Annotated in this window: 28 protein-coding genes and 1 pseudogene; 9 read left to right on the plus strand and 20 right to left on the minus strand. The window is 36.7% G+C overall.

What is annotated here, in order from left to right:
• Positions 1 to 18: 18 nt before the first annotated feature.
• Together MF646_RS07610 and MF646_RS07615 are read right to left on the minus strand one after the other, a co-directional pair.
• The gene (locus MF646_RS07610) at positions 19 to 603 is read right to left on the minus strand and encodes a PspA/IM30 family protein (RefSeq protein ID WP_250095895.1); all 585 of its coding nucleotides are present in this window, start codon (positions 601 to 603) and stop codon (positions 19 to 21) included.
• A gap of 1 nt (position 604) precedes the next feature.
• Complete coding sequence (locus MF646_RS07615; RefSeq protein ID WP_250095896.1) at positions 605 to 991, minus strand: LiaF transmembrane domain-containing protein; 387 nt, start codon at positions 989 to 991, stop codon at positions 605 to 607.
• Between the two features lie 274 nt (positions 992 to 1,265).
• Here MF646_RS07615 and MF646_RS07620 point away from each other — a divergent pair, with 274 nt between their 5' ends.
• Positions 1,266 to 1,991 carry a cytochrome c biogenesis CcdA family protein gene (locus MF646_RS07620; RefSeq protein WP_250095897.1) on the plus strand — a complete coding sequence of 242 codons (726 nt, stop codon included), beginning with the start codon at positions 1,266 to 1,268 and terminating at the stop codon, positions 1,989 to 1,991.
• Positions 1,992 to 2,413: 422 nt separating this feature from the next.
• Here MF646_RS07620 and MF646_RS07625 read toward each other — a convergent pair.
• From MF646_RS07625 to MF646_RS07645, 5 genes and pseudogenes are all read right to left on the minus strand, one after another.
• Positions 2,414 to 3,112, minus strand: a pseudogene (locus MF646_RS07625) (IS3 family transposase); the annotation flags it as partial.
• 169 nt (positions 3,113 to 3,281) lie between these two features.
• Complete coding sequence (locus tag MF646_RS07630; RefSeq protein ID WP_250095899.1) at positions 3,282 to 3,605, minus strand: transposase; 324 nt, start codon at positions 3,603 to 3,605, stop codon at positions 3,282 to 3,284.
• 598 nt (positions 3,606 to 4,203) lie between these two features.
• Positions 4,204 to 4,938 carry an EcsC family protein gene (locus MF646_RS07635; protein ID WP_250095900.1) on the minus strand — a complete coding sequence of 245 codons (735 nt, stop codon included), beginning with the start codon at positions 4,936 to 4,938 and terminating at the stop codon, positions 4,204 to 4,206.
• A 63-nt stretch (positions 4,939 to 5,001) separates the two neighbouring features.
• The gene (locus tag MF646_RS07640; RefSeq protein WP_250095901.1) at positions 5,002 to 6,216 is read right to left on the minus strand and encodes an ABC transporter permease; all 1,215 of its coding nucleotides are present in this window, start codon (positions 6,214 to 6,216) and stop codon (positions 5,002 to 5,004) included.
• Entirely contained in the window at positions 6,213 to 6,953 is a 741-nt protein-coding gene (locus MF646_RS07645) for an ABC transporter ATP-binding protein (protein ID WP_250095902.1), read from the minus strand. Before MF646_RS07645 ends, MF646_RS07640 begins: the two co-directional genes overlap by 4 nt.
• A gap of 181 nt (positions 6,954 to 7,134) precedes the next feature.
• Here MF646_RS07645 and MF646_RS07650 point away from each other — a divergent pair, with 181 nt between their 5' ends.
• Entirely contained in the window at positions 7,135 to 7,569 is a 435-nt protein-coding gene (locus tag MF646_RS07650) for an HIT family protein (protein WP_250095903.1), read from the plus strand.
• 396 nt (positions 7,570 to 7,965) lie between these two features.
• Positions 7,966 to 9,048: a 3-phosphoserine/phosphohydroxythreonine transaminase gene (serC, locus tag MF646_RS07655; RefSeq protein WP_250095904.1), complete on the plus strand. Its 1,083-nt coding sequence runs from the start codon at positions 7,966 to 7,968 to the stop codon at positions 9,046 to 9,048.
• Between the two features lie 29 nt (positions 9,049 to 9,077).
• Here serC and MF646_RS07660 read toward each other — a convergent pair whose 3' ends face one another.
• The gene (locus tag MF646_RS07660; protein WP_250095905.1) at positions 9,078 to 9,266 is read right to left on the minus strand and encodes a hypothetical protein; all 189 of its coding nucleotides are present in this window, start codon (positions 9,264 to 9,266) and stop codon (positions 9,078 to 9,080) included.
• Between the two features lie 76 nt (positions 9,267 to 9,342).
• Here MF646_RS07660 and MF646_RS07665 point away from each other — a divergent pair, with 76 nt between their 5' ends.
• The 3 genes from MF646_RS07665 to MF646_RS07675 all read left to right on the plus strand — a co-directional run bounded on the left by MF646_RS07665 (position 9,343) and on the right by MF646_RS07675 (position 11,195).
• The gene (locus tag MF646_RS07665) at positions 9,343 to 9,693 is read left to right on the plus strand and encodes a YtxH domain-containing protein (protein ID WP_250095906.1); all 351 of its coding nucleotides are present in this window, start codon (positions 9,343 to 9,345) and stop codon (positions 9,691 to 9,693) included.
• A gap of 179 nt (positions 9,694 to 9,872) precedes the next feature.
• The gene (locus tag MF646_RS07670) at positions 9,873 to 10,466 is read left to right on the plus strand and encodes an HTH-type transcriptional regulator Hpr (protein WP_250095907.1); all 594 of its coding nucleotides are present in this window, start codon (positions 9,873 to 9,875) and stop codon (positions 10,464 to 10,466) included.
• Between the two features lie 186 nt (positions 10,467 to 10,652).
• Entirely contained in the window at positions 10,653 to 11,195 is a 543-nt protein-coding gene (locus MF646_RS07675; protein WP_250095908.1) for a DUF3267 domain-containing protein, read from the plus strand.
• A gap of 46 nt (positions 11,196 to 11,241) precedes the next feature.
• On the opposite strand, the gene MF646_RS07680 is transcribed toward MF646_RS07675, so the two are convergent.
• Entirely contained in the window at positions 11,242 to 11,832 is a 591-nt protein-coding gene (locus tag MF646_RS07680; protein ID WP_250095909.1) for a YpmS family protein, read from the minus strand.
• A 164-nt stretch (positions 11,833 to 11,996) separates the two neighbouring features.
• Here MF646_RS07680 and MF646_RS07685 point away from each other — a divergent pair, with 164 nt between their 5' ends.
• A complete protein-coding gene (locus tag MF646_RS07685; RefSeq protein ID WP_250095910.1) occupies positions 11,997 to 12,176 on the plus strand; it encodes a hypothetical protein in 180 nt (59 codons plus the stop codon).
• Between the two features lie 58 nt (positions 12,177 to 12,234).
• On the opposite strand, the gene MF646_RS07690 is transcribed toward MF646_RS07685, so the two are convergent.
• Both MF646_RS07690 and MF646_RS07695 read right to left on the minus strand, forming a co-directional pair.
• Positions 12,235 to 12,321, minus strand: a complete 87-nt coding sequence (locus MF646_RS07690; RefSeq protein ID WP_250095987.1) for a YjcZ family sporulation protein — start codon at positions 12,319 to 12,321, stop codon at positions 12,235 to 12,237.
• Positions 12,322 to 12,380: 59 nt separating this feature from the next.
• The gene (locus MF646_RS07695; RefSeq protein WP_088102685.1) at positions 12,381 to 12,464 is read right to left on the minus strand and encodes a YjcZ family sporulation protein; all 84 of its coding nucleotides are present in this window, start codon (positions 12,462 to 12,464) and stop codon (positions 12,381 to 12,383) included.
• Between the two features lie 194 nt (positions 12,465 to 12,658).
• Between MF646_RS07695 and MF646_RS07700 the strand changes: the two genes are divergently transcribed.
• Both MF646_RS07700 and MF646_RS07705 read left to right on the plus strand, forming a co-directional pair.
• A complete protein-coding gene (locus MF646_RS07700; RefSeq protein WP_250095911.1) occupies positions 12,659 to 13,573 on the plus strand; it encodes a peptidylprolyl isomerase in 915 nt (304 codons plus the stop codon).
• Between the two features lie 166 nt (positions 13,574 to 13,739).
• Positions 13,740 to 13,838 (plus strand): YjcZ family sporulation protein, encoded by a 99-nt coding sequence (locus tag MF646_RS07705; protein WP_250095912.1) that lies wholly within the window; start codon positions 13,740 to 13,742, stop codon positions 13,836 to 13,838.
• An 89-nt stretch (positions 13,839 to 13,927) separates the two neighbouring features.
• Here MF646_RS07705 and MF646_RS07710 read toward each other — a convergent pair whose 3' ends face one another.
• The 9 genes from MF646_RS07710 to MF646_RS07750 all read right to left on the minus strand — a co-directional run bounded on the left by MF646_RS07710 (position 13,928) and on the right by MF646_RS07750 (position 22,344).
• The gene (locus MF646_RS07710) at positions 13,928 to 14,203 is read right to left on the minus strand and encodes a sporulation YhaL family protein (protein WP_275980238.1); all 276 of its coding nucleotides are present in this window, start codon (positions 14,201 to 14,203) and stop codon (positions 13,928 to 13,930) included.
• Positions 14,204 to 14,265: 62 nt separating this feature from the next.
• Positions 14,266 to 15,225 carry a 3'-5' exoribonuclease YhaM gene (gene yhaM / locus MF646_RS07715; RefSeq protein WP_250095913.1) on the minus strand — a complete coding sequence of 320 codons (960 nt, stop codon included), beginning with the start codon at positions 15,223 to 15,225 and terminating at the stop codon, positions 14,266 to 14,268.
• Positions 15,226 to 15,359: 134 nt separating this feature from the next.
• On the minus strand, positions 15,360 to 16,721 hold the full coding sequence (locus MF646_RS07720; RefSeq protein WP_250095914.1) for a sensor histidine kinase: 1,362 nt from the start codon (positions 16,719 to 16,721) through the stop codon (positions 15,360 to 15,362).
• The gene (locus tag MF646_RS07725) at positions 16,718 to 17,401 is read right to left on the minus strand and encodes a response regulator transcription factor (protein WP_250095915.1); all 684 of its coding nucleotides are present in this window, start codon (positions 17,399 to 17,401) and stop codon (positions 16,718 to 16,720) included. The genes MF646_RS07720 and MF646_RS07725 overlap by 4 nt, the downstream gene beginning before the upstream one ends.
• A gap of 290 nt (positions 17,402 to 17,691) precedes the next feature.
• The gene (locus MF646_RS07730) at positions 17,692 to 18,162 is read right to left on the minus strand and encodes a hypothetical protein (RefSeq protein ID WP_250095916.1); all 471 of its coding nucleotides are present in this window, start codon (positions 18,160 to 18,162) and stop codon (positions 17,692 to 17,694) included.
• Between the two features lie 128 nt (positions 18,163 to 18,290).
• On the minus strand, positions 18,291 to 19,007 hold the full coding sequence (gene yidC / locus MF646_RS07735; RefSeq protein WP_275980243.1) for a membrane protein insertase YidC: 717 nt from the start codon (positions 19,005 to 19,007) through the stop codon (positions 18,291 to 18,293).
• A gap of 81 nt (positions 19,008 to 19,088) precedes the next feature.
• On the minus strand, positions 19,089 to 19,358 hold the full coding sequence (locus MF646_RS07740; protein WP_250095918.1) for a hypothetical protein: 270 nt from the start codon (positions 19,356 to 19,358) through the stop codon (positions 19,089 to 19,091).
• Between the two features lie 91 nt (positions 19,359 to 19,449).
• The gene (locus MF646_RS07745) at positions 19,450 to 21,300 is read right to left on the minus strand and encodes an LTA synthase family protein (protein ID WP_250095919.1); all 1,851 of its coding nucleotides are present in this window, start codon (positions 21,298 to 21,300) and stop codon (positions 19,450 to 19,452) included.
• A gap of 201 nt (positions 21,301 to 21,501) precedes the next feature.
• Positions 21,502 to 22,344 (minus strand): Cof-type HAD-IIB family hydrolase, encoded by an 843-nt coding sequence (locus MF646_RS07750; RefSeq protein WP_250095920.1) that lies wholly within the window; start codon positions 22,342 to 22,344, stop codon positions 21,502 to 21,504.
• Between the last annotated feature and the right edge of the window lie 109 nt (positions 22,345 to 22,453).

Below are 22,453 nucleotides of genomic sequence, written 5' to 3' on the forward strand. Positions count from 1 at the left end.
CCTCACAACTGATGACTATTAATTGCCTTGCATTTGTTTCTTTAATTTATTTATTTCTATTTCAATCTCACTTTCTTTTTCCCATTCAGGGTCAAGTACATTTGGATCATTCCAATTATTTGCCTTCCCTTTTTCCTTTTCATTTAAATTCACTTTCCCACTCTCTTTCACAGCTTGAACGCGTACAATTAATTCCATATGTTTTTCTTGTAATTGACTGTATTTCGTTTGAAGTTGTTCAAGCTTAGCGCTTTTCTCACTAATGGATTTCTCTTGCTGCACTAACATTTCTTCAAACTGAGCTATTTGCTTCCACACTTCTTTTTTGTTTAACAATATTTTTCGTGCCAACTCTTCATTATCGGCTTGTAAAGCAACGCGCGCCTGCTCTTCTCGTTTCTCAAACAGCACGCGTGCTAACGTTAGGTCGTTCTCCAATGTTTTTTTCCTTACTAATGCCTTCTCTAATTGTTGTTCCGCTTGTTCGACCTGTTCCCTCACATCTCGAATGTATTGCTTTACCATAATAGCAGGGTCCTCAATACGTTCTAATCCTTCATTTATATACGCTTTAATTAATTGATTAATTCTTGTTCCAATCATATTAATTTCTCCCTTCTTTCATTAGCTTTGCGAACTCTTCATCGATCGTGTCAAACGAGCTTTTTTTATTTTCTTTGAAATCAACCTTACTTTCACTATTTGTTTTCATAAGCTTGTAGCCACCATAAACTAAGAATGCACCGATCAATAAACTAACAATTCCTCCAAGCCCCCCAAGGAGCATTAACGCACCAAATGTAACTAGAATAATACTTGAGAACGACCATTGTCCTTTATCTTGCCACTTTGTATACCCAAAATAGAGGAGCGCTCCACCTATGAGAAGCCCAATAATTCCTCCAATATTGACTCCAACCATGCTAAGTAGAATATTGATCCCTATGAAAATAAGGAGTATTCCACCGATAAATTTACCTGAATGTTTCATATTATTTTCCTCCTTCTCTTAACTACTTTTATTGTAGGAGAAATAAATTCTTTTGAAGCCAACCTGTAGAATGGTTTTGTATCCGCCTTAAGACTGATCTTTCATTACTACTTTGTGAACGTTTAGGAAATGAACATTATCATTGTAAAGAATCAGCTATAATAAATAAGCAAGTTTAAAAATTGATTCATATATCGAGAATGGACTAGAATAGACTAGGAAGTAGCGCGAATACGAGTTCTAGATTTACTTTATTTTAAGGATGTGTTTTAGCATGACGGAAGTTTCTATTTGGCTTGCCTTTTTAGCGGGTATTGTTTCGTTTTTGTCTCCTTGCGTTTTCCCGTTAGTACCAGCTTACTTGGCTCAATTAACTGGAACCAATATCTCGGATAATCAAATAAACGCTGATAGAAAATTAATTATCTCACGAAGTCTTGGCTTTATTTTTGGATTCACGATCATCTTTCTCCTCCTCGGTTTGTCTTCGACGTTTATTGGTCAAGCTTTTTTAGGTAATAGACAGCTTTTCGAACAAATCGGAGGAATTATTATTGCTGTCTTCGGTTTACAAATGATGGGAGTTATCTCCATCCGAATGCTGCTAAGCGAAAAAAAGCTAGCAGTTAAACCGAAAAAAACAGCGAGTTTCGCCAATTCAGTTTTGCTTGGTTTTTTATTTGGGACTGGCTGGTCCCCTTGTATCGGGCTCGTTCTTTCTTCGATCCTTTTTATGGCAAGTCAAGCCGACACGATGTGGGCAGGAGTCTTTATGTTATTTATTTATTCGATTGGCTTAGGAATTCCATTTCTTTTAGTAGCCCTGCTTTGGTCTCGTTCCCTAAATAAAGTCCGGGCATTAAATAAGTGGCTTCCTACCATCCAAAAAGTAAGCGGCGGAATTATGGTAATCTTAGGTATCTTATTATTCACAGGACAATTTGCTGTCATCTCTGCTTACCTAAATCGTATCTCTCAATCACTGCCATTTACGATTTAACACAATATAAAAACATTGGAGGGAGTTTAATTCGCACATGAATGGGACTCCCTTTAAACGTTGATGTATGGATAACGGAATGAGGATCCGATAGATCAGTGAATCGGATCCTTGTTCCGTTAAACTGTTGAAAAGCTCTTTTAAAAGGACTGAAAGGGTTCTTGGTTCCGTTAACCGTACAGAATCAACCAAATAAAAGGTTGAAACTACCAAATAACGGAACCACTGGACCTATGTCAAGAAAGTAGACACCTAAATAACGGATTCAATTCTTACCATTTTTATTATAATTAGTTGGTCTAACTTCACCTTTTAAAAGCATAGATGATTCCGCGTAGTCGTCAAGCCCAAACCGCTTGACCCCAACACTACATCATCTGGTACGTTGTTAGGTGAAGTAAGGACCACTCTACCACTATCAGTTAGGCAGATACATTCGTAAACCTCTTCGCATACTGCACTGGCGATAGATAGCCAATGGAACCGTGAATTCTTTTGCGATTGTAAAAGAACTCAATATATTCGAAGATTTCTGTGTAAGCTTCTTCTTTGGTCTGGAACCGATTACCTCTGATTAATTCTTTTTTGAGTACGCTAAAAAAAGACTCTGCACAAGCGTTATCATAACAGTTTCCAGTACGACTCATACTTGCTTCCATCTTGTAACTTTGAAGTCTTTGACGATACTCTTTTGACGTATATTGTGTTCCACGATCTGAATGATGAAGCAATCCATATGCTGGTTTTTTCTTTTCATAAGCTTTGTTTAATGCCTCTAGGACAAGTTCGTTCGTCATGTGGCTTTTAAGAGACCAGCCCACTAGTTCACGTGTACAAAGATCCAGAACTGTTGCTAAATAAAGCTTGCCTAGGCGACAAGGAATGTAGGTGATATCTGTAACCCATACCTTGTTAGGAGCTGTGACTTTAAAGTTTTGATTCAGTGTATTAGGGGCGATTGGATTCGCATGGTTAGAGTCTGTTGTCGTGACCTTAAACGGTTTTGATACACAAGAGCGCAAGCTAAGCTCCTTCATGTAAATACTGATAGTTCGCTCACTAATTTTATAGTTCTCTTTCATTAACAATTGTGTGATTTTAGGACTGCCATATCGCTCTTGATTATCTAAAAATGATGAATGATTCGAGCTTGAATCTCTTTTTTTCGCTGTTCCTGCTGACTAACCTCTTGTTTTTTCCACTTGCAATACCCGCTCCGAGAGACTTGTAACACCCTACACATCTTCACCACTGAGAATTCGGAGCGATGTTTCTCAATGAATTCGAACTTCATGGACGGGGTCTGCTGAAGATGTGCACCGCCTTTTTTACAATATGCAATTCTTCTTCTGTCTCTGCTATTTTTTTGTCTTTTTCCTTTAATTGACGCTCTTGATCACGTAACTGTTGTTCTAACTGACGAATGCGATCTTCGACTACCAGTGGCTCATGATCAAACTCTCGATATTGATTCATCCACTGATGGAGGCAGCTAAGAGGAATATCTAGCTCCTGTGCAATATCTCTCATCGTTTTCTTTAGTTTTTGTTCTTGTGCAAATTTAACTGTACGCCGTTTAAACTCTTCACTATACCGTTGCCGTTGTTCACCCATGGGAACCCCTCCTAATTAGTAACATCATATCCAATTTTACTGTTCGTTAAAGGGGTGTCCACTTTTTATTCTAGTCTCACAAGAACCGGGAACATGGATCAAACAAGGGTTTTATAAGAAATAACGGAATTAGGATCCGTGTTTCATTACATATTGAAGTATCGAGTTATTGAACGAAGAACTGGAGCTGTCGTAACGATAGCTCCTTTGGCTTCTTGCGCTAACGAGCATTGTTAGTTTGTTACAGTTGTTATGAAGTCGAAAAAAGAGAGGAACTAAATAAGGAGGAAACTAATCATGAGGAACCTAAAGAAGATGGTATTGATGAAGAGTCGATAGAAATAGATGGGAACCAAGTTTTATTTGCTAATAATAGAACTGAATAGGGTGCCACTGTATCAACAAAATAGAATCACAACAATATAGATAAAGCTCTTAGTATTCAGTTAAACGGTATCTTAAGTTTAATAAGGATTATAAAAACGCATTGATACTATTACCAATGCGTTTTCACTGTTAATTAATATTCGGATAGAGATACTTATTAGAGTGTTGTTTTCATAACCGAAACCCTTAAGGCTTAATCAACCTCGTTTATTTATTCAGGTAGTGACGACAACCATCTTATGCGGTAGCCGTTCATCGCGGTTTCTCCTAACAGGTCAAGAAAACGATAATTAGCGGCCGCACCAACTACTGCTCCAAACCCTGGGATAAGTTGAAGCATTTTGGGTAAATCAATATAATCACGATAATCGAGTTGAAATGCCTTCCAATCAAACGTAGCTAAATATTCTTCTTTTTCAGGAAGATGCTCTTTTTTTAATTCCCATTCTTCCAACTGCTTGATTAAATCAGATCGCTTTTCTTCTCTTGCATAAGTTAACTGAAAAAGGTACAGAACAAACAATCGCTCTCGATAGTCCCTGACGTCATAACCATAGGCAGAGGCAACATCAAAAAGGAACTTCATTTTTATACTTAGAAGTAAAGGAAAATCAGCCATTCCAAGTAAAATGCCTCCTGCACCTGTTCCAGCTCCTTCTAGAGCAGCCGTACGCTTATACGTTTTAATTATTTGGAATACTTTCTCTTCTCTTTGCTCTAGGCTTAATGCCACCTCAGGTTGTTTTTTTGTCGTATATTCAGAACCAACTAACGTAGCGTAGACCATATTCTTTATACTTGCCGTTACGACGGAATGTACTTTTTCTGGAATAAGATTGTTCATCTTAGATTGCAATCCTTTTGTATAACGCCCTACCATCGAAGGTCGTTTTAACAACTTCCGCTTCCACCTTTGCAATTCTTCTGCAATCTCCTTTTCATACATAACAGCCTCTCCTTTTGACGTTACTCCTTAGTCCTATTAATGCACGTATTAGTATGATGATGACTAATTTTTCCTTTTTTTATGAATCAGTTTATGACTTCCAACATAGCTATATAGTCCACCAAGAATAAGGGTAGCTCCGGCAATCAAGAGAGAGGAAGAAGCTAGTAATACACCTAGTTGAACGGCTGTCATAATTAATAGCAACCTAAAGGATAGCTGAGTTAGGGCATCCTTCTTTTCATCATTTCTTACAGGATATAAATCAACCCACATATTCGTATCGTAATGATACCAAATTGTAGACAATTGATTTGTCACCATATGCATAAATAAGAGAAGGACGACTAGTTGAAGCCACCCAGAAGGAAGAGCAAGAAGGATAACAGCTGATATAATAACAAGCCTTACATAGATACCAAGATAATCGTTCGCCCGAATAAACGATTTCGCAAATAAATAATGATAAACCGATTTCTTAGAATCTGTAATTACAGGCAAAATCCCTTTCAAATAATTCCTTGGTCTCACTTTATTTCTTAGTTGTGGAACATCTGTAAAAGCATTAGCAATGCGATAAAAGAACAACAACATTCCTTGTTCTACTTCAATTAAATGATCCCACTTGATCGATAATTGCTTAGCCAATTTTTGATAATAAAAGTAATACAGAGCTGCCATGATTACGTAAACGGCAAGAATATATATAAGATTAGCACCTGAAAAAAGCAAATAGGTGAAAGCAATGTTTATTCCCCCACGCAATAAAAAGTGAGAACGTCTATCTGACTCGCTTTGAAAACGTTGCTCTTCAAAACTTGCAAACACATTCCAACCTTTGGCCACAATCAACAGTACTAACACGAGAAACAAGCTTCCAACGTCAGCAGCTAAGTACTCCGAAAATAAAGGAGAAAGTACAACTAATACAAGAAGGATGACTCCACTTTGCAATCCAATGCTGTACCATTTAGATGATTGAAAATAGGCTCCTAGTTTCGATTCATATGGCAAGAGAAAAACCACATCCGCGGGCTTTACAAATGTTCGCACACCACTTCTTGTTAACAAATGGGCAAACACTGCAACAAACACCCATACTGCTGGAAAGGATTCGGGTAGCCAATCTAAAAACACACTATAATAGTAGCTCCCTATTATGATGAGAACATAGACTGTGAACAAAAAACCACTGTTCCCAATTAAACGCAAATATCGTATTGCCATATTCCAATAGGCATTAACTCGCTCTCTCCACAACGTCATTCCATCATTCATACGAGCTCTTCCTTTGTCATTTCAATATATATATCATCCAATGTCGCTTGAGGAAGTTGTAATTGATGACGCATCTCATCCAGTGTCCCCTCCAACACAACCTTCCCTTGATGCAATATGACAAAACGGTCACAGTAACGTTCTGCTGTCGCTAAGATATGTGTCGACATTAAGACAGCGGCACCTCTATTTTTCATATCGCTTAAAAATGTTAAAAAAGATTGAATACCAATTGGATCTAATCCAACAATTGGCTCATCAACAATATAAACGGGAGGTTCAATTAAAAATGCACTCATAATCATAACTTTTTGACGCATTCCTTTTGAAAAATGACTTGGGTACCACTTTCTCATTTTTCCCATCCGGAACTCAGCAAGCAACTTCTCTGCTCTCTGTTCAAAAATGTCTTTCTTAAGTCCATATGCCAATGCTGTCAGCTCTAAGTGCTCCCACAACGTTAACTCATCATATAAAATTGGTGTTTCTGGAATATAGGCATATGAACGCCGATATTCATTAACATCATCTTGAAACGTTCTCCCTTCTATCGTTACTTGTCCTTTTTCAGGTTGAAGTAAGCCCAGTATATGTTTAATCGTTGTACTCTTCCCTGCCCCATTTAACCCAATCAACCCGACAATCTCTGAACTATTAACATGAAAATTAACATCATGCAGTACAGGCTTTTTCGGATGGTATCCACCTGTTATTCCCTCTATTTTTAAAACTGACATAGTTAACAACTCCTTCACCCCCTTATCTTACCAAAAGTCCAGAATAGTTCTCTAGTGTAATGACAAAGGCTTGCTTTCTTCGACACACTTTTTTCAAATTTAATAAGTTGAATGGCAACTTGCAAGTCAGTCAAGCACTCATGTATAGTTGGTTTAGACAAATTATGGGAAGGGTGATTCGATGACAACTGATTCTAACTGTATCTTTTGTAAAATTGTACATGGGGAAATCCCTGCCTCCAAAGTTTATGAAGACGAGCATGTACTAGCTTTTATAGATATTAGCCAAGTAACAAAAGGGCATACTTTGGTTATCCCAAAAGCTCATCACCAAGATCTTTTTGATTTAACTGAAGAGAGCTCGAAGCATATTTTTGCCGTTGTTCCAAAAATTGCAAAAGCAATTAAAAAAACGTATCAAGCAGAAGGTTTAAACATTGTTAACAATAACGGTGAACTAGCTGGACAAACGGTCTATCATTTCCACGTCCATCTAATTCCACGTTATGGTAAAGGTGACGGATTTGGTGCCGTTTGGAAAGATCATAGCGCCGAATACAAACCTGAAGATTTACAACAAATAGCAAAAGAAATAACTGTTTTTATGAAGAAATAAGAAAGAAAATCGATGGCACTAAAAAAGTCTTTCTTAGCGGATTCGAGGAAGCAGCAATGGCTCCACACGTTGCGCGCCTGCTATGAGAAGCCCACTCATAGCAGGCTTTAAGACAAAGCAACGGTTCCCCTCATTGCTTCAAGGCCATTGAAAAAGGTAAAAACCGCACCTTTTTTAACGGCCTTGAAAATCAGCTTCTCTGTATTATTGTTGAGTATCACTAAGAAGCTGATTCAGATAAGGCTAATCAGAATTTCTGATTAGCCTTATCTGAATCATTTTTTAAAGGAACTTTCAGAAAACACTAAAAAAACAGTTCATTATCTGCTTAGTTATGGTACGATAATGACAATCTATGTTATTAACGTGGTGAAGAGATAAAGGAGTGGAGAGAACATGACAGCAGTTTATAACTTTAATGCTGGACCATCTGCGTTACCGAAAGAAGTATTACAAAGAGCACAAGCTGAGTTAACTAACTTTAACGGAACCGGGATGTCGATTATGGAACTTAGCCATCGTAGCAAAGATTACGAAGCCGTTCATCAAAATGCAATTGATCTGCTAAAAGAGCTTTATAACATTCCCGATCAATACAAGGTTCTTTTTCTGCAAGGCGGTGCTAGCTTACAGTTTTCAATGATTCCTCTTCAGTTTTTAAAAGAAGGAACAATCGGAAATTACATTTTAACGGGTTCATGGTCTGAGAAAGCATTAAAAGAAGCTAAACTAATTGGTAAGACAGCTATTGCAGCATCAACTAAAGAAAATAACTATCAATCAATTCCTACATCAAACGATTTTCAATTTAACAAAAATGATGCTTATGTTCATTTAACATCTAATAACACAATTTTTGGAACACAGTGGCAGGATTTCCCTACAATAAACCATGCTCCCCTTATTGCGGATATGTCTAGTGATATTCTTTCTCGCCCTGTTGATGTAGAGAAATTTGGGCTTATTTATGCAGGTGCGCAAAAGAACCTCGGTCCATCAGGTGTAACAGTTGCCATTATTAAAGAGGATCTACTTGAGGTGAACGTTGACCAAGTTCCTACCGTCTTACGCTACAAAACTCATGCCGATAGTAACTCGCTCTATCACACACCTCCAACATTTGCTATTTACATGTTAAATCAGGTACTAACATGGGTGAAAGAGCAAGGTGGAGTAAATGCAATCCAAAAGCGGAATGAGGAAAAGGCTAAATTAATATATGATGCGATCGATGAAAGCAACGGTTTTTATAGAGGTCATGCTGAAAAAGATGCTCGTTCATTAATGAATATTACATTTAACCTTCCTACCGAGGACGATAACCAAAAGTTTCTTGCCAAAGCAAAAGAACTTGGCTTTGTTGGACTAAATGGTCACCGCTCCGTAGGCGGTTGCCGTGCTTCTACGTACAATGCCGTTCCACTCGAAGCGTGTGTAGCACTTCGAGAGTATATGGATTCTTATCGAGCAAGTCATTAACGTGGTTAGGATTACCCCCTAACCACTTGTTAAGACATGATGAGAAAAGTTGCAGAAACACCACTAATGAGCAATAATACCAACATAACAAGAAGAGAATTTCTGAATTGGGCTTTTTCACAGCTTTTCACATTGCCCACTAATCGCAATGAAACATAAACAAGCCCGTACAATGAAAGTAAACAAACTGATATCATTAATAAAATGAGTGCTTCCATCTTCCCCCCTCCTTATCCTTGATATATATGCTTATAGGAGGGGTTTCAGAACAAGTTAAGAAAGGTGGTACGAATCATGAATACTAAATCGCTTTTATCAGGTTTATTCGTAGGTTCAACTATAGTCGGTGCTATAACACTTTTAACAACACCTACATCAGGAAAAGACTTACGTACGAGTTGTAAAGAAAGTGCTAGAAAAGTCCAAAAAGGCTTTGAGCAACTAGCTAAAGATAGTCAAACTGCCTCTATTCAACTTAAGACGACTGCAAAAGTTGGCAAGGAAACCTTTGTAACCGTTGGTGAAGAAGTTAAAGATTCTATTAATGATTGGAAAAAGGATGTAGAACCTGCGTTAAATCAACTGAAAAATGATATTGAGGCTCTTCAAAAAAATGTAGAACAATCTAGAAAAGCAATCGACTAGATTGTTCTACAAATAAAAGCAATGTTTTAATAACAATTTTCTAAAAGTTTATAATTAACAATTTTTTTTACTTTCTTTTTATTTCAATTCTTGTCATAATGTAAAGAAGAAAAATATCGGAAAATAACTTTTGGAAGAACAAGACAGAATTTACTAACGTCATACCTAGGGGGAGAAAGATGGATCAACAAGTACCTAGCTCCTTAAAACAATCAGTCATATTTAGTCATAAGGTAGCTCAATTAAGTAAAGCACTATGGAAGTCCGTAGAAAAAGATTGGCAAACATGGATCAAGCCATTTGATCTTAATATCAATGAGCATCATATTCTATGGATTGCTTATCATTTAGATGGTGCCTCTATCTCGGATATTGCAAAATTTGGAGTAATGCATGTATCTACTGCCTTTAACTTCTCAAAGAAATTAGAAGAAAGAGGTCTCTTACATTTTTCAAAAAAGGAAAATGACAAACGAAACACTTATGTATGTTTAACAAATGCAGGACATGATTTATTCCTTAAAACACTTGAATCATACCAGCCAAATACGTACGGTGTGTTCGAAGGTGCATTGCCAATTAGAGACTTGTATGGGAAATTCCCCGAATTATCTGAAATAATGAGTATTTTGAGACATATTTACGGACCTGACTTTATTGACACTTTTGAACAATCGTTATCAAAGTTCGATGAAGACTTCAAAGAAGTTAATGGTCGTCTTACAAAATTAGAAACAGACAATAAAACAAACTATTCAAGTGAAGGAGCCTAGTATAAAACTAGACTCTCTTTTTTTTGAAGAATAATAAAGTTGTATCAGAATTTAGTTCTTTATCTTCTAATTTAGTAATGTGCTAAAACCTTTATTGTCGAAATCATTTTATTTTTGTCGATTCTATTGCTTTCTAATAAAAATGAGAGTAAATTAGTCAGTGAATTGAGGAGGTGCAGCACTTCAATGAACTGCTGGAAAACAATACGTATAAGCCGTGAATACGGTACGTTGCGCCTAATGATGTATTCTGGATGCACGATGCTTTTTACTTTTTTATTTTCTTATTTAGTTGTTAGCAGCCTTTTACCGACTACACAGTCGCCTAATGTTAGCCTGCCATTTTTTGTTATGAGTATTATAGCAATCTTAATTGTTCATAAAATCTTACATCTTCTGCCTATTTGGCTTTGTGGAAAGAAAGCCATGTTAAAGACGAACTGGCTAACACCCATTCCCGTTCTTTCAGTACAACTGTCGAAACCATTAGCGCGTAACCTATATTTAACTGCTTTATTAACACCTGTTCTTACCATAACTGCAATAGGTGCAGTTGCCTCAGCAATGTTTCCGATGTATATTGCCTATATTTCCATTATAAGCTCTATTCACTTCGGGTTAGCTTTTTACGACATTCTGTATGCTTCTTACTTATTTAAGGCACCGAAAGACAGTTATGTGAAAAACCACGAAGAAGGGTTCCATATTTTAATTAAACAAGCTGTATAGCAAAAAGGATGACTGATAGGTGATTTCCCTACTAGCCATCCTTTTACTATTTAAAAATCATTTCAAGCTCAATATTATCTCGAGTTAGATCGAAGGTGAGAAAACGAAACACAATTGATTCATTTTCATCTATTTGAATTTCCGTTATTTTTACTTCGACTAGCTTTTCGCTTGGATAAGTAACAATCCAATCTGCTAACTCAAGCCAGTTAGTTAATAGTTGCATAACCTGATCGACCGGTAAATTAAGAATACCAACTGAGAAATTCCTAACCTCTAGTAATAAGTCCCCATTCGGAGTAACACTTGGATAAAAATTAATAGTTACGGGTACTTCCTGACCAAGCATTCTGAACGCTGATCTAAACTGAACATGATCATCCATCAATTCAACAATATATCTGATGTCCGCTGGGTGTTCAGCTATTTTTGATGCGATTAATGAATTTAACCGTGTTTTATCAGTTTGAATGTGAAACGTAGCTTCTTCTCCTGTTGGTTGTTTGGGTAAGAAATGTTGTTCCTCAACTTCCGGAAAGTACCGTTGGAAAAGCATGAAGACGACAATAGCAGTAACCATAACAAAACCGAGTAATGATAGAAAGGCAACTTTCCATACTTGTTCACTTTTTCTCATTCGTTTATCCACACCTATCCTGTCTTTTTGTTCCACGTCCTATCTAAAATATAACAAACCTTCATACTTTTAAACTGCTTTTTAAAATAATTTAGCATTCTCCTATCTTTTTTAGCCGATTTTTGATAAAGTTTATATATCATTGCTCGTCAGGAGGCACGTACATGCTCTTCTTTATTATATTTTTTGCATTGTTTATTTTATTTGTTATTAATTCTATGACTGACGCATTATGTTTGAAGCGTGAGATCCCATCCGAAAAACAACCTAAGTTATTTCGGACTATTAACATCCTTATGACTATTTTACTGACTTCCACATATGTAAAAATATTATTCACATAAGAAGAGTGAGGGACAATTCAAATCCCTCACTCTTCTTCATACTACATGTTAGTTCTCACTAGTACATCCAAGATGCACCAATAATCACTAGTAAAATAAACAATACGACAAGCAACGCGAACCCGCTATGATAAGTGTGAGACATAATTATCCCTCCTTATTTTTAACTTACATGTCGTCCGTAAAGAGATGTCGTTTTTGGTATTATAACCAAGCTGCACCTACAATAACTAATAAGATGAACAACACAACGATCAACGCAAATCCTCCGTGGTATGCGTGAGACATAATAACACCTCCTCATGCTTTGTTACGATATCCTATGCTAAAAACCAATTTCCGTACTAGGCTCTTGCCCTAGTTAGGTAAATTCCTTAGGAAGCTGCTCGAAAACATTTCTCTAACTCTCAAATGTATGGTATAGTAAGGTCTGTAAAATAGACAAGCTTGACCGAGCATGATGCCCAAGGAGTGAGAGAACAATGAAAAAACGAATGTTGACCGCTATCGGGGTAGCCTGTATTATCACTTTAGCTGCTTGTAATAATGAGGATACAGCTGCAGATAATACACCAGTTGCTATTGTTGATGGAACAGAAATTACTGAAGCACAATTTGTGGATGAGTTAAAAACAAGACATGGAGACGCAATCTTGCAGGAAATGATTAGAAATCATGTCCTTGATCAAGCTATTGAAACGGTTGAAATTCCTGAGGAAGAAATTGAAGAGGAATTAGATATGTTACGAAACGAGTTTCGTACTGCTTATGATATTGAAGATGATGAAGGAATTGTAGATGCTCTTCAAAACCAATTTAACCTAGATGTAGAGTCTCTAGATGACTTTGTAAATGAATACCTTCTTCCACCATTAGTATTGCAAAAACTAGCTACAGAAGGCATTGACGTAACTGAGGAAGACATTAGAGCATTTTATGAAGAAAATGAAGACCAATTTGCTGAACAAGTACGTGCTAGCCACATTTTAGTTGAAGATGAAGAAACTGCAAATGAATTAATTGAACGAATTGAAGCAGGAGAAGACTTTGCTGATCTTGCTAGAGAATACTCTACTGATCCAGGTTCAGGCGCTCGCGGAGGCGACTTAGATTTCTTTGGACGAGGCCAAATGGTGGAACCATTTGAAGATGCGGCCTTTTCATTAGAAATTGGCGAAGTTAGTGAGCCTGTTGAATCGGACTTTGGTTTCCACATTATTAAAGTGACAGACCAAAGAGACGAGTTCGAGGATTTCATTGAAGAAATTGAGCAAATCTTGATTCAACAACAGTCTAAGTCACAAGATGAAGTAATGGCTGAACTAATTGAAAATGCCAATATCGATATAAAAGATCCACGTTTTTCTAACTTATTTGGCAGTGAAGCTGCGGAGTAACTGGATAAAGGCGTCTTAAAGGTCACTGAGGGAGTTTCAAAAGGTCAAAAACCTTTTGGGGCTTCCTCCTTTTTTATAAATTCCGCTCATGCCTAGAGCAAAACAATAGCCTATGCATAGGCTAAAACTAGGGGACCCTAATTAACCAAAGAAAGGATGTTTCACCATGTCAGGAACTGTAAAACCAGGTTATCACACTGGCTTCACATTGCTTGTAGTGTTGTTCATTCTACTTATTATTGTAGGTGCAGCATACGTTTGCTAATAAGAAAAACCGCGCATGCGGTCTTTTCTAATCTAGAAAAAAAACAGACAGAGTAACCGTCAACTTGGTTCTCTGTCTGTTTTCTCTAGCTAGCCTTTACTTATTCTACGACGCTCCCGTTCTTCTTCAAGACGCTTCATATAAATATTCCCTTCGTTTTCAATCCATTCTTGTTCGGTACGTTTGTCTTCAATTGAATATTTCACTGCAAGATACCCACTTAAGATAATCCCAGCTACTACAAAATAAACCCACCAAGGACTTGATAAGAGAAAGGCCCCAACTGCTGTTTGGGTAAGGATAAACCCAACTGCAAGGATGGCTAGTAGAATGAATGCATATCGTTTACTCGGTTTATTTTTCATATTTACCCCTCCATGCTTTGTACCATTTACTATAGCTTATGTACAAGCATTCGTGGTTAGAACTAAAAATCTAAAGGCGGTTCATGAAAGCTAGGTTTGTAGAAACTTCTGTTATCCAAAGCCATGACACGCTCTGAATATTCGCCTGGTTGAACACGCTCTAATGCACGATCCATCATATTCATCTTTGCATCAATATTATCGATCATGTGTAGGACTTCTGCTTCTCGAATGACAGGTACTTTTGGACTTCCCCATTCACCTTTTCCGTGATGTGATAAAATTAAATGCTGAAGAATTAGCACTTCTTCCCCTTCTATAGCCAACTCTTTTGCAGCCTCTGCAATTTCACTAACCATAATGGAAATATGGCCAATTAACTTTCCTTCTAATGTATAGGATGTATCGACTGGACCAGAAAGCTCTCTAACCTTCCCAAGATCATGTAAAATAACCCCGGCATATAAAAGGTCTGTATCAAGAGTCGGATATAACTCAGAGAGGCTTTTTGCTACTTTTAGCATTGATACAACGTGGTACGCTAATCCGGATACAAATTCATGATGATTTTTTGTAGCCGCCGGTACTTCTAAAAAGGCTTGCTGATGTTTCTTTAATAAATGACGAGTAATACGTTGTATATTAGGATTCTTCATTTCAAAGATACATTGTGTTATTTCTTCAAGCATATCTGCAGGTGCCAAAGGAGCAGATCTAACGAAGTCAGCGATGTTTACTTGATCCATAGCTGTCGTTGGACGGATACTATTTATCTTCATTTGCAATCTTCCACGATATTCTGACACTTCTCCATGAAGGTGAACGATCACTTGACTACAAAAAGCGGCTTCATCATCAGGCGAACATCCCCATAACTTTGCTTCAATATCCCCTGTTTGATCACTCAAAATCAAAGTTAAAAAAGGTTTCCCATTGCTCGCTACCCCTTTTACTGCTGATTTTATTAAGTAATACGTTTCTACTCGATCTCCAACTTTTTGAAATCGTATTCCCTTACTCATCTTCATTCACCTCAGCTACAATATTCGATATTCTATTAGTATAGCACATATTTTCATTGTCTTTCTTATAGAATAGGGGTTATCCAAAATGATCTATTTTCGGATAACCCCTAATTCCTGACTATAAGACAGCTCTATTTCTTCTGCTTCTTTTTCATTGGATTCCTTGGGAAAGAAATGGAAAATCTCACCCCTGATTTTGTATTTTCGACTTTAGGCGAACCACCATGTAATTCAGTAATTCTTTTTACAATCGCAAGACCCAGTCCAAACTTCCCTTTATTCCCCTTGTAAAATGGGTTAAAAAGTTGTGGTAAATCTTGAGTCGGAATCGAATCACCGTTATTCTCTACTGTAATAAGTACCTGCTCTTCTTTTAAGGAAGCTTTCATCCATATGGTATCTTTCGCATACCTGAGCGCATTTTCTACTAAATTTTCTAATAGAACTTCAAGTTGTTCAATATCTCCTGAGAAACGTGTTTCAGCACCTTCGACTAATATTTTGACGTCTTCCCTTTGCACACGGAACCTTTCTTCTATTTGAAAAGCGATTTGTCCAAATATAATCTCTTCATGCTTTGGACTTTCTTCCTTTAACGAATCTAATTTAGTGTAATATAACATATCAATGACGCGACGTTCCATCCTATTCGCTTCCTCAATAATTACATCCATTGTTTGTTCCATGTTATTTTTAGGCAAAATGCCGTCCTTAACGGAATGAGCATAACTTTTAATAACCATTATTGGTGTTTTTAGTTCATGTGAAGCATGTTGAATAAATGTTTTCTGTGCACGATCATATAGATTTAAGTTTTGACGCATTCGTTCAAATTGATCTGACAACCTTTGGAAATCTTCATCACCTTTCCACTTCAATGGTTCTTGCCAATCACGATTTGCTATAAGTTCTAAATGATTGCCCAAAATAATGAGTGGTTGGCGTAAATAATGCTTTAACCAAATAGCAGGAATTAAACTTAAACAACTTGTCAAAAGGAGTATATAAAGCAACCTCTCCCAGAGTCGGTTGACCATTTGATCGCGATACGTATCCCACATATAGGAGATATGAAAGGCCGGACGTTCATCAATTTGCGCTTTAGTAATAACATAGAAAACGGTTGCACCACCATATTGAATCTCATAACGACCACGGTTAGCTTCTTGTTTATAGGCATTTTGGGCCATTTCCTGAAGTACTTCTTTTGGTGGAGGAGCTCCCTCTGTCGCACGTCCTAATGTATCATATATTAAAAAGTGTCCTACCCTTCCTGGGTCTCGATCTGTAAACTCATGTTCATTCCTAGGGTTAATTAAATCAAGTAATGGGTATGCACTTCTGATTTGTTCATGTTCAATGATTCGGTACGTTTCTTCAGTCATCGTCCCTTTAATGGAGATCGGGTATATAATTATAATGGATAGAACGACGATAACAATGATCGATATAAACGCGAGCCAGATGCGCTGCGTTAAATTAACTTTAATCATGAAGACAAGATCCTATAACCGTAACCATACAACGTTTCGAGATGAACCCTAGGCATTTTTTTACGTACTCGTCTTACCACATCATCAACTGCACGCTCAGACCCGAAATAATTCTCGCCCCAAACATATTCAATTATTTTCTCCCTTGAAAAAGCCTTTCCTACTTCCCCTGTAAGAAGCAAAATTAAATCCATTTCTTTTGTGGTCAGATCAACCAATTGCTCTCCTTCTGCCTCTTCATCAACAACTGTTCGTCCAATTGGATCAATAGTATATTGATTTAATTCAATTTTCTTTTGTTCTTGTGTTGAAACCCCGTACACTCTATTTAGTAATTTCTTTGCTCGTATAATCAATTCTTGTGGTAAGAAAGGTTTCGCTAAATAATCATCACTCCCCATTTCAAGCCCTAATACTCGATCCAAATCTTGATCCCTTGCTGAAATAAATATAACTGGCGTATCCGTTTCCTCTTTAACTGCCTTCAATAATTGATAACCATCTGTTCCTGGTAACATTATATCAAGAATCCATAAATGAGGTTTGTCCATAATAGCATCACGAGCTGCATCACCATCATTAAAGACTTTAACATTCCAACCTTCTTTCTCTAAATAGGCTTTTAACACCTCAGACAAATTCTCTTCATCTTCAACTAAATAGACAAGATATTCACCCATATCTGTTTCCTCCTTATAAAACACTCTAAATACAATCTATTTTATATTGTATCTTATTTTAATCGATGAAACGAGTTTCAGGTATAAGAACCGCTACTATCAAACATAATTACACTTTTTCTCATAATCAAGCAAGTTTAGATACTTTTCGGGAAACATTTCCTCATTTCGCTATTTCCCGGGTAAAACTGACGAAAATAAATTGAATACGACAAAAAGCAACCAAGCCTCTAATGACGTTGATTGCTTATTAAAACACGCAATATAAATTAGTTATTTCAACAGTGTGATTACACTAGCGTTGCAATAGCTGTTAAAGCAGCAAGTGGTAAGATTAAACGATTCCACCCTAGAGGACGCGGATATGGACCATAAGGGTAGGGGTAATATGGATATGGAGAATAGTATGGGTATGGAGAATAGTATGGGTATGGAGAATAGTATGGGTATGGAGAATAGAAACCTGCTGGATAATACCTTTCATTTCTTTCCTGTCTAGCCATTGGCTCTTGTGGATGATGGGCATACGCATGATCATACTCCTGACCAGACGGATACATCGATTGAACATCTGTCCCTTGCATCAATTGTGCCAAATCCATATACTGTCCTGTTTCATCAACAGGAACCATAACATAGACGTTGTGATCATCTACATGCTCAATAATCCCAGAATATCCATGTTGGCCACTGACTTGCAATTGAACTGGCTGATGTAAGTAGTTTTGACACTGCATTTTCATATTTTGGTGGTGACTCATTTCATCTCCTCCTTTTCAATTATAGCCTATTCAGAAAAGAAAGTTTGGGTGAATGCTGATTGGCTCTACCTCTTTTCTCTTTTCATATAAAAAAGCATAGCGGCGATCGCTATGCTTTAAATAGTTATTTACGTTTTGCTTACTTGAGCAGTTTGTTGTTCAAAACGAGTTACAGTAAAATATGTTTGAACAATCATGAAAATATTCCCTACCACCCAATACAATGAAAGCGCTGATGGCAGTGTCATACCTGCTACAATAATCATAACTGGCATAATATACATCATCATCTTCATCTGATCATTTAACTGTGCCGCAGTCATTCTCACCTGCATAAATGTCGTAGCACCTGCAATTAGAGGTAACAAGTACAAAGGATCAGGATTCCCTAAATCAAACCATAAAAACGTATGAAGGGCGATTTGTTCTGTCCTCATAATCGCGAAATAAAATGCCATCATGACTGGTAGTTGAACAAATAAAGGAAGACAACCAGCCATAGGATTAACACCATGTTGTTGGTAAAGAGAGAATAATTCCTTCTGCATCTCTTGCTGTTTTTTCGGGTCTTTCTTCGTAGCCTCTTTATACTTATTTTGTAATTTTTCCATCTCGGGACGTAGAGTTTGTAAAGCTCTAGTACTTTTTTGTTGTTTCAATACTAACGGGAGCAAAGACAACCTGACTACAATCGTCACTAATACAATTGCTAAACCATAGCTTCCATTAAATAACTCAGCAACATAAATAAGTAGCCATGACATTGGATATACGAAAAAATGGTTCCATATACCTTCAGTCTCCGCTGTTATCGGAACATGCTCTACACTTCCACAAGCTGTCATTGTCACTAAGATCCCCAAGAATAATAACAAAATGGCTATTTTTTTCACAAAAGTTCCTCCTTGTTGTTTTCGTTTTTACATTTAGAAAACAACAAGAATAGGGTCTTCATCATCTTGATTTTTATGATCAATAAACGAAGGAATTTTTGGTCGATACTGTTTTGAAGATGGTTGGATAAGACTTGAATTTACATCTGCTTGATCATCCATATGAATATACTGTCTGTTCCAACTCGTTCGTAGCTCCCATTCAATCATCAAAACATTAGCTTTAGTAAAAGCAGCTACTACTAAGACTGTCATGATGACTGTTACCCATACCATGGTCATATCAGATACAATTTCAATCAACTTATCCACCTCCTCTATTACGTTCATCTTATCACAAAATTATTAGCTAAACAAAAGACAGTTAAAACCAATCCTCACATATAAACTTATATTATTGATAAAATCTTAAAAGGTCTCCATAAATCACTTTATCTGAGAGATCTAAATCTAATTTAGCTTTTTCAAAGTATGGTTCACAATTCTCTAGCTGAGTTTCAAGTTCACTACCTTTATCGTAGCACAGTCCCTTCGTATAGACGACCTCATCCGTAATAAAACTTCTGTCACGTAATACAGTAAAGGACTGGCGTTCTTCAGAAAATAAATCGGATCCAAATTGAACATCTGCAATAGAATCAATTCCAAGTAAATGCATAATTGTAGGTTTAATATCAATTTGGCCTGATACCGTATGACTGACTTTAGGCTCATGTCCCGGAATATGAATAAGCATTGGAACCCTTTGTAATTGTATGTGATCAAATGGAGTGAGTTTTTCCTTCCCCAAAAACAAACTCATCGCTTTATGATGGTACTCAGAGATGCCATAGTGATCACCATATAGAATAAAAATAGAATCTTCGTAGATGCCTTCCTCTTTCACTCTCTCAAAAAAATGTTCGACTGCGTAATCCATATACCTTACTGTAGGAAAATAACGATTTAATGTCCCACTGTTTGAATTGAATTCATTTATCAGTTTATCATCTTCTCCTAATTCAAATGGGAAATGATTCGTTAACGTGATCAGCTTTGTATAATAAGGCTTTGGTTGAGTTTTTAATAAGTCAATCGATTGTTCAAAGAAGTCTAAATCCTTTAACCCCCAACCAACTGAGTTTTCTTCGTTAACAATATACGAAGCAATATCATAAAATTTGTCATAACCAAATTGCAAATACATCATATCTCTATTCCAAAAGCTTTTGTTATTTGCATGCATGACAGCAGTGTAGTAACCCTCTTCATTAACAATTTCCGGTAAACTATTATACTCATTTCCTGCATGAGTAAAAAATACAGATCCACTCTCTCTACCAAATAAAGAATTCGCAACTAAGAATTCTGAATCCGACGTTTTCCCTTGTGCCGTTTGGTGATAAAACTGATCAAAGTAGTAGCTTTCCTCAATCAATTGATTAAGAAATGGAGTAATTTCTTCACCGTCAATCGTTTCATTAATAACAAAACTTTGAAGAGATTCCAAAGATAAGACAATAACGTTCTTTCCTTCTGCAATTCCAAACAATTCAGTGTTCGGTTCCTTATAGTTCTCATTTCTGTAACGAATCACTTCATCAATATCTGAGCTCTCTGCAAATACTCGCTGTGCTTTTGAATGGGATTGAACATAAATATCGTATAAATGATAATTCATAATCCCAATGTTCTTCACTAACATCTCTCTGTCAAATGCCCTTGTTAGTAATTGAGGTCTTTCCAGTTGAGCAACACTAATATTTAGGGTGAATAAAAGTGCTGTTACGCCTAGCAAAAGGACAGGCTCTCTCTTCCCCCTTACCTGTAACGGAACCACTTTTTTAATCACAATAAAAAGAAGCACTAGAATATCTAATAGTAGGATTAAATCTCCCCACCTAACTAATTCTGTGATACTTCCTTGTACATCCTGTGCATTACTAGTTTGAAACAATACAGGCCATGTAAGAAAGTCATTAAAAAAACGAAAATATAAAAGGTTAAAATATAAAATACATGTACCTATGAAACTTAATATTACTACCAATAGATTTCTTGTTTTCCCGCTAAACAGAAAACTGATACCAATTAAGAGTACTGCTGAACTTATTGGATTCATTAATAAAAGTATTTCTTGTAGGAGATTATCAGTTTGAATTTGAAAGCCCAATTTATAAAGTGCATACGTTTTTAAACATAAAAAAAAGACAGCTATCAAAAAAAATCTCAGTCTAATAAATACGGCTTTTACCTTAGCAGCCAATTTCGATTACTCCTCTCACTAAAAAACATTTTTTTACAAATGTGAACTACCTTATAATATATTATTCTTTTCTAGCTACAAGTCAATAAAAATAATTCTATTATTACAGTTTCCTTGTATGAACTGTTAAAAAATAAAAAAGAGGCTTTCTCAAAAGGTCCGTTCTTGACCTTTGAGAAAGCCCGTAGACATAAAAGAATTTTATAATTGCACTCTCAATTGTTTGCGAAATACTTCCCGAATCATGTAGGAAACCCCATTTTGTTCATTTGAACGAGTCAACCAATCTGCCACTTCTTTAACTGAATCAGTTGCATTTCCCATCGCCACACCTAAACCTACTTGATTAACCATATCAACATCAGTATTTTGTGATCCAACAGCTACCATTTCATCGGCTCTTATTCCTAGGTACTGGCCTAATGTTTGTAATCCTCTTGCCTTAGAAACTCCTGCGCTTACAATCTCAAACCTACCCGGAGCCGATTCAAGCACTCTAACTCCAGCAGACATTTCTTCAATCTGCCTAATAGCTCGCTTTTGATCCTCTTTTTCGAAGAACTGAACTTGAATTTTTGGAGGAGCCATTGGCTCTTGCATAAGCTGTTCACAAACAGAGTCTACGAATCGAATAGGATAAAATAATGGATCCCCTACCCCAATAGTCATTTTTGCTATCAAATGATTCCTCTGTTTCACTTTATTACCGATCGAGAAATCTTCATGTAACACTCGTATGTGACAATCATACCTCTCTAAAATATCCACAACTTGTAGAGCTTTCTCTTCTTGTATTCTTCGTACAAAAATAGGTTCATCTGCATTTTGAGCAATAAATGCTCCATCACTTGTAATAAGACACCCATCTACTTTCAATGCTTTTGCAATCTTTTTCGCAGATGGGTATGGTCTTGACGTCGCAAGAGTCACATACACTCCTTTTTCCTTAACATACTGAATTGCATCCTTGGTTTGTTTCGTAATTTTAGAATTTGACCTTAATATGGTTCCATCGATGTTCAGGGCTAGCAGTTTATAAGTCATTGTCGTAAGTCCCCCTTCTTCATGTTGTCCCTATGCTTTGAGCAACAATAAATGGCTTGCTCTTTATAAGTAAGACTATGAAGATAGCTCGTTTATTAGAACCTAGACG

Origin of the sequence: Halalkalibacter alkaliphilus, assembly GCF_023555415.1 — a bacterium.
In the GTDB taxonomy this organism is placed as follows: Bacteria; Bacillota; Bacilli; order Bacillales; family Bacillaceae_D; genus Halalkalibacter; species Halalkalibacter alkaliphilus.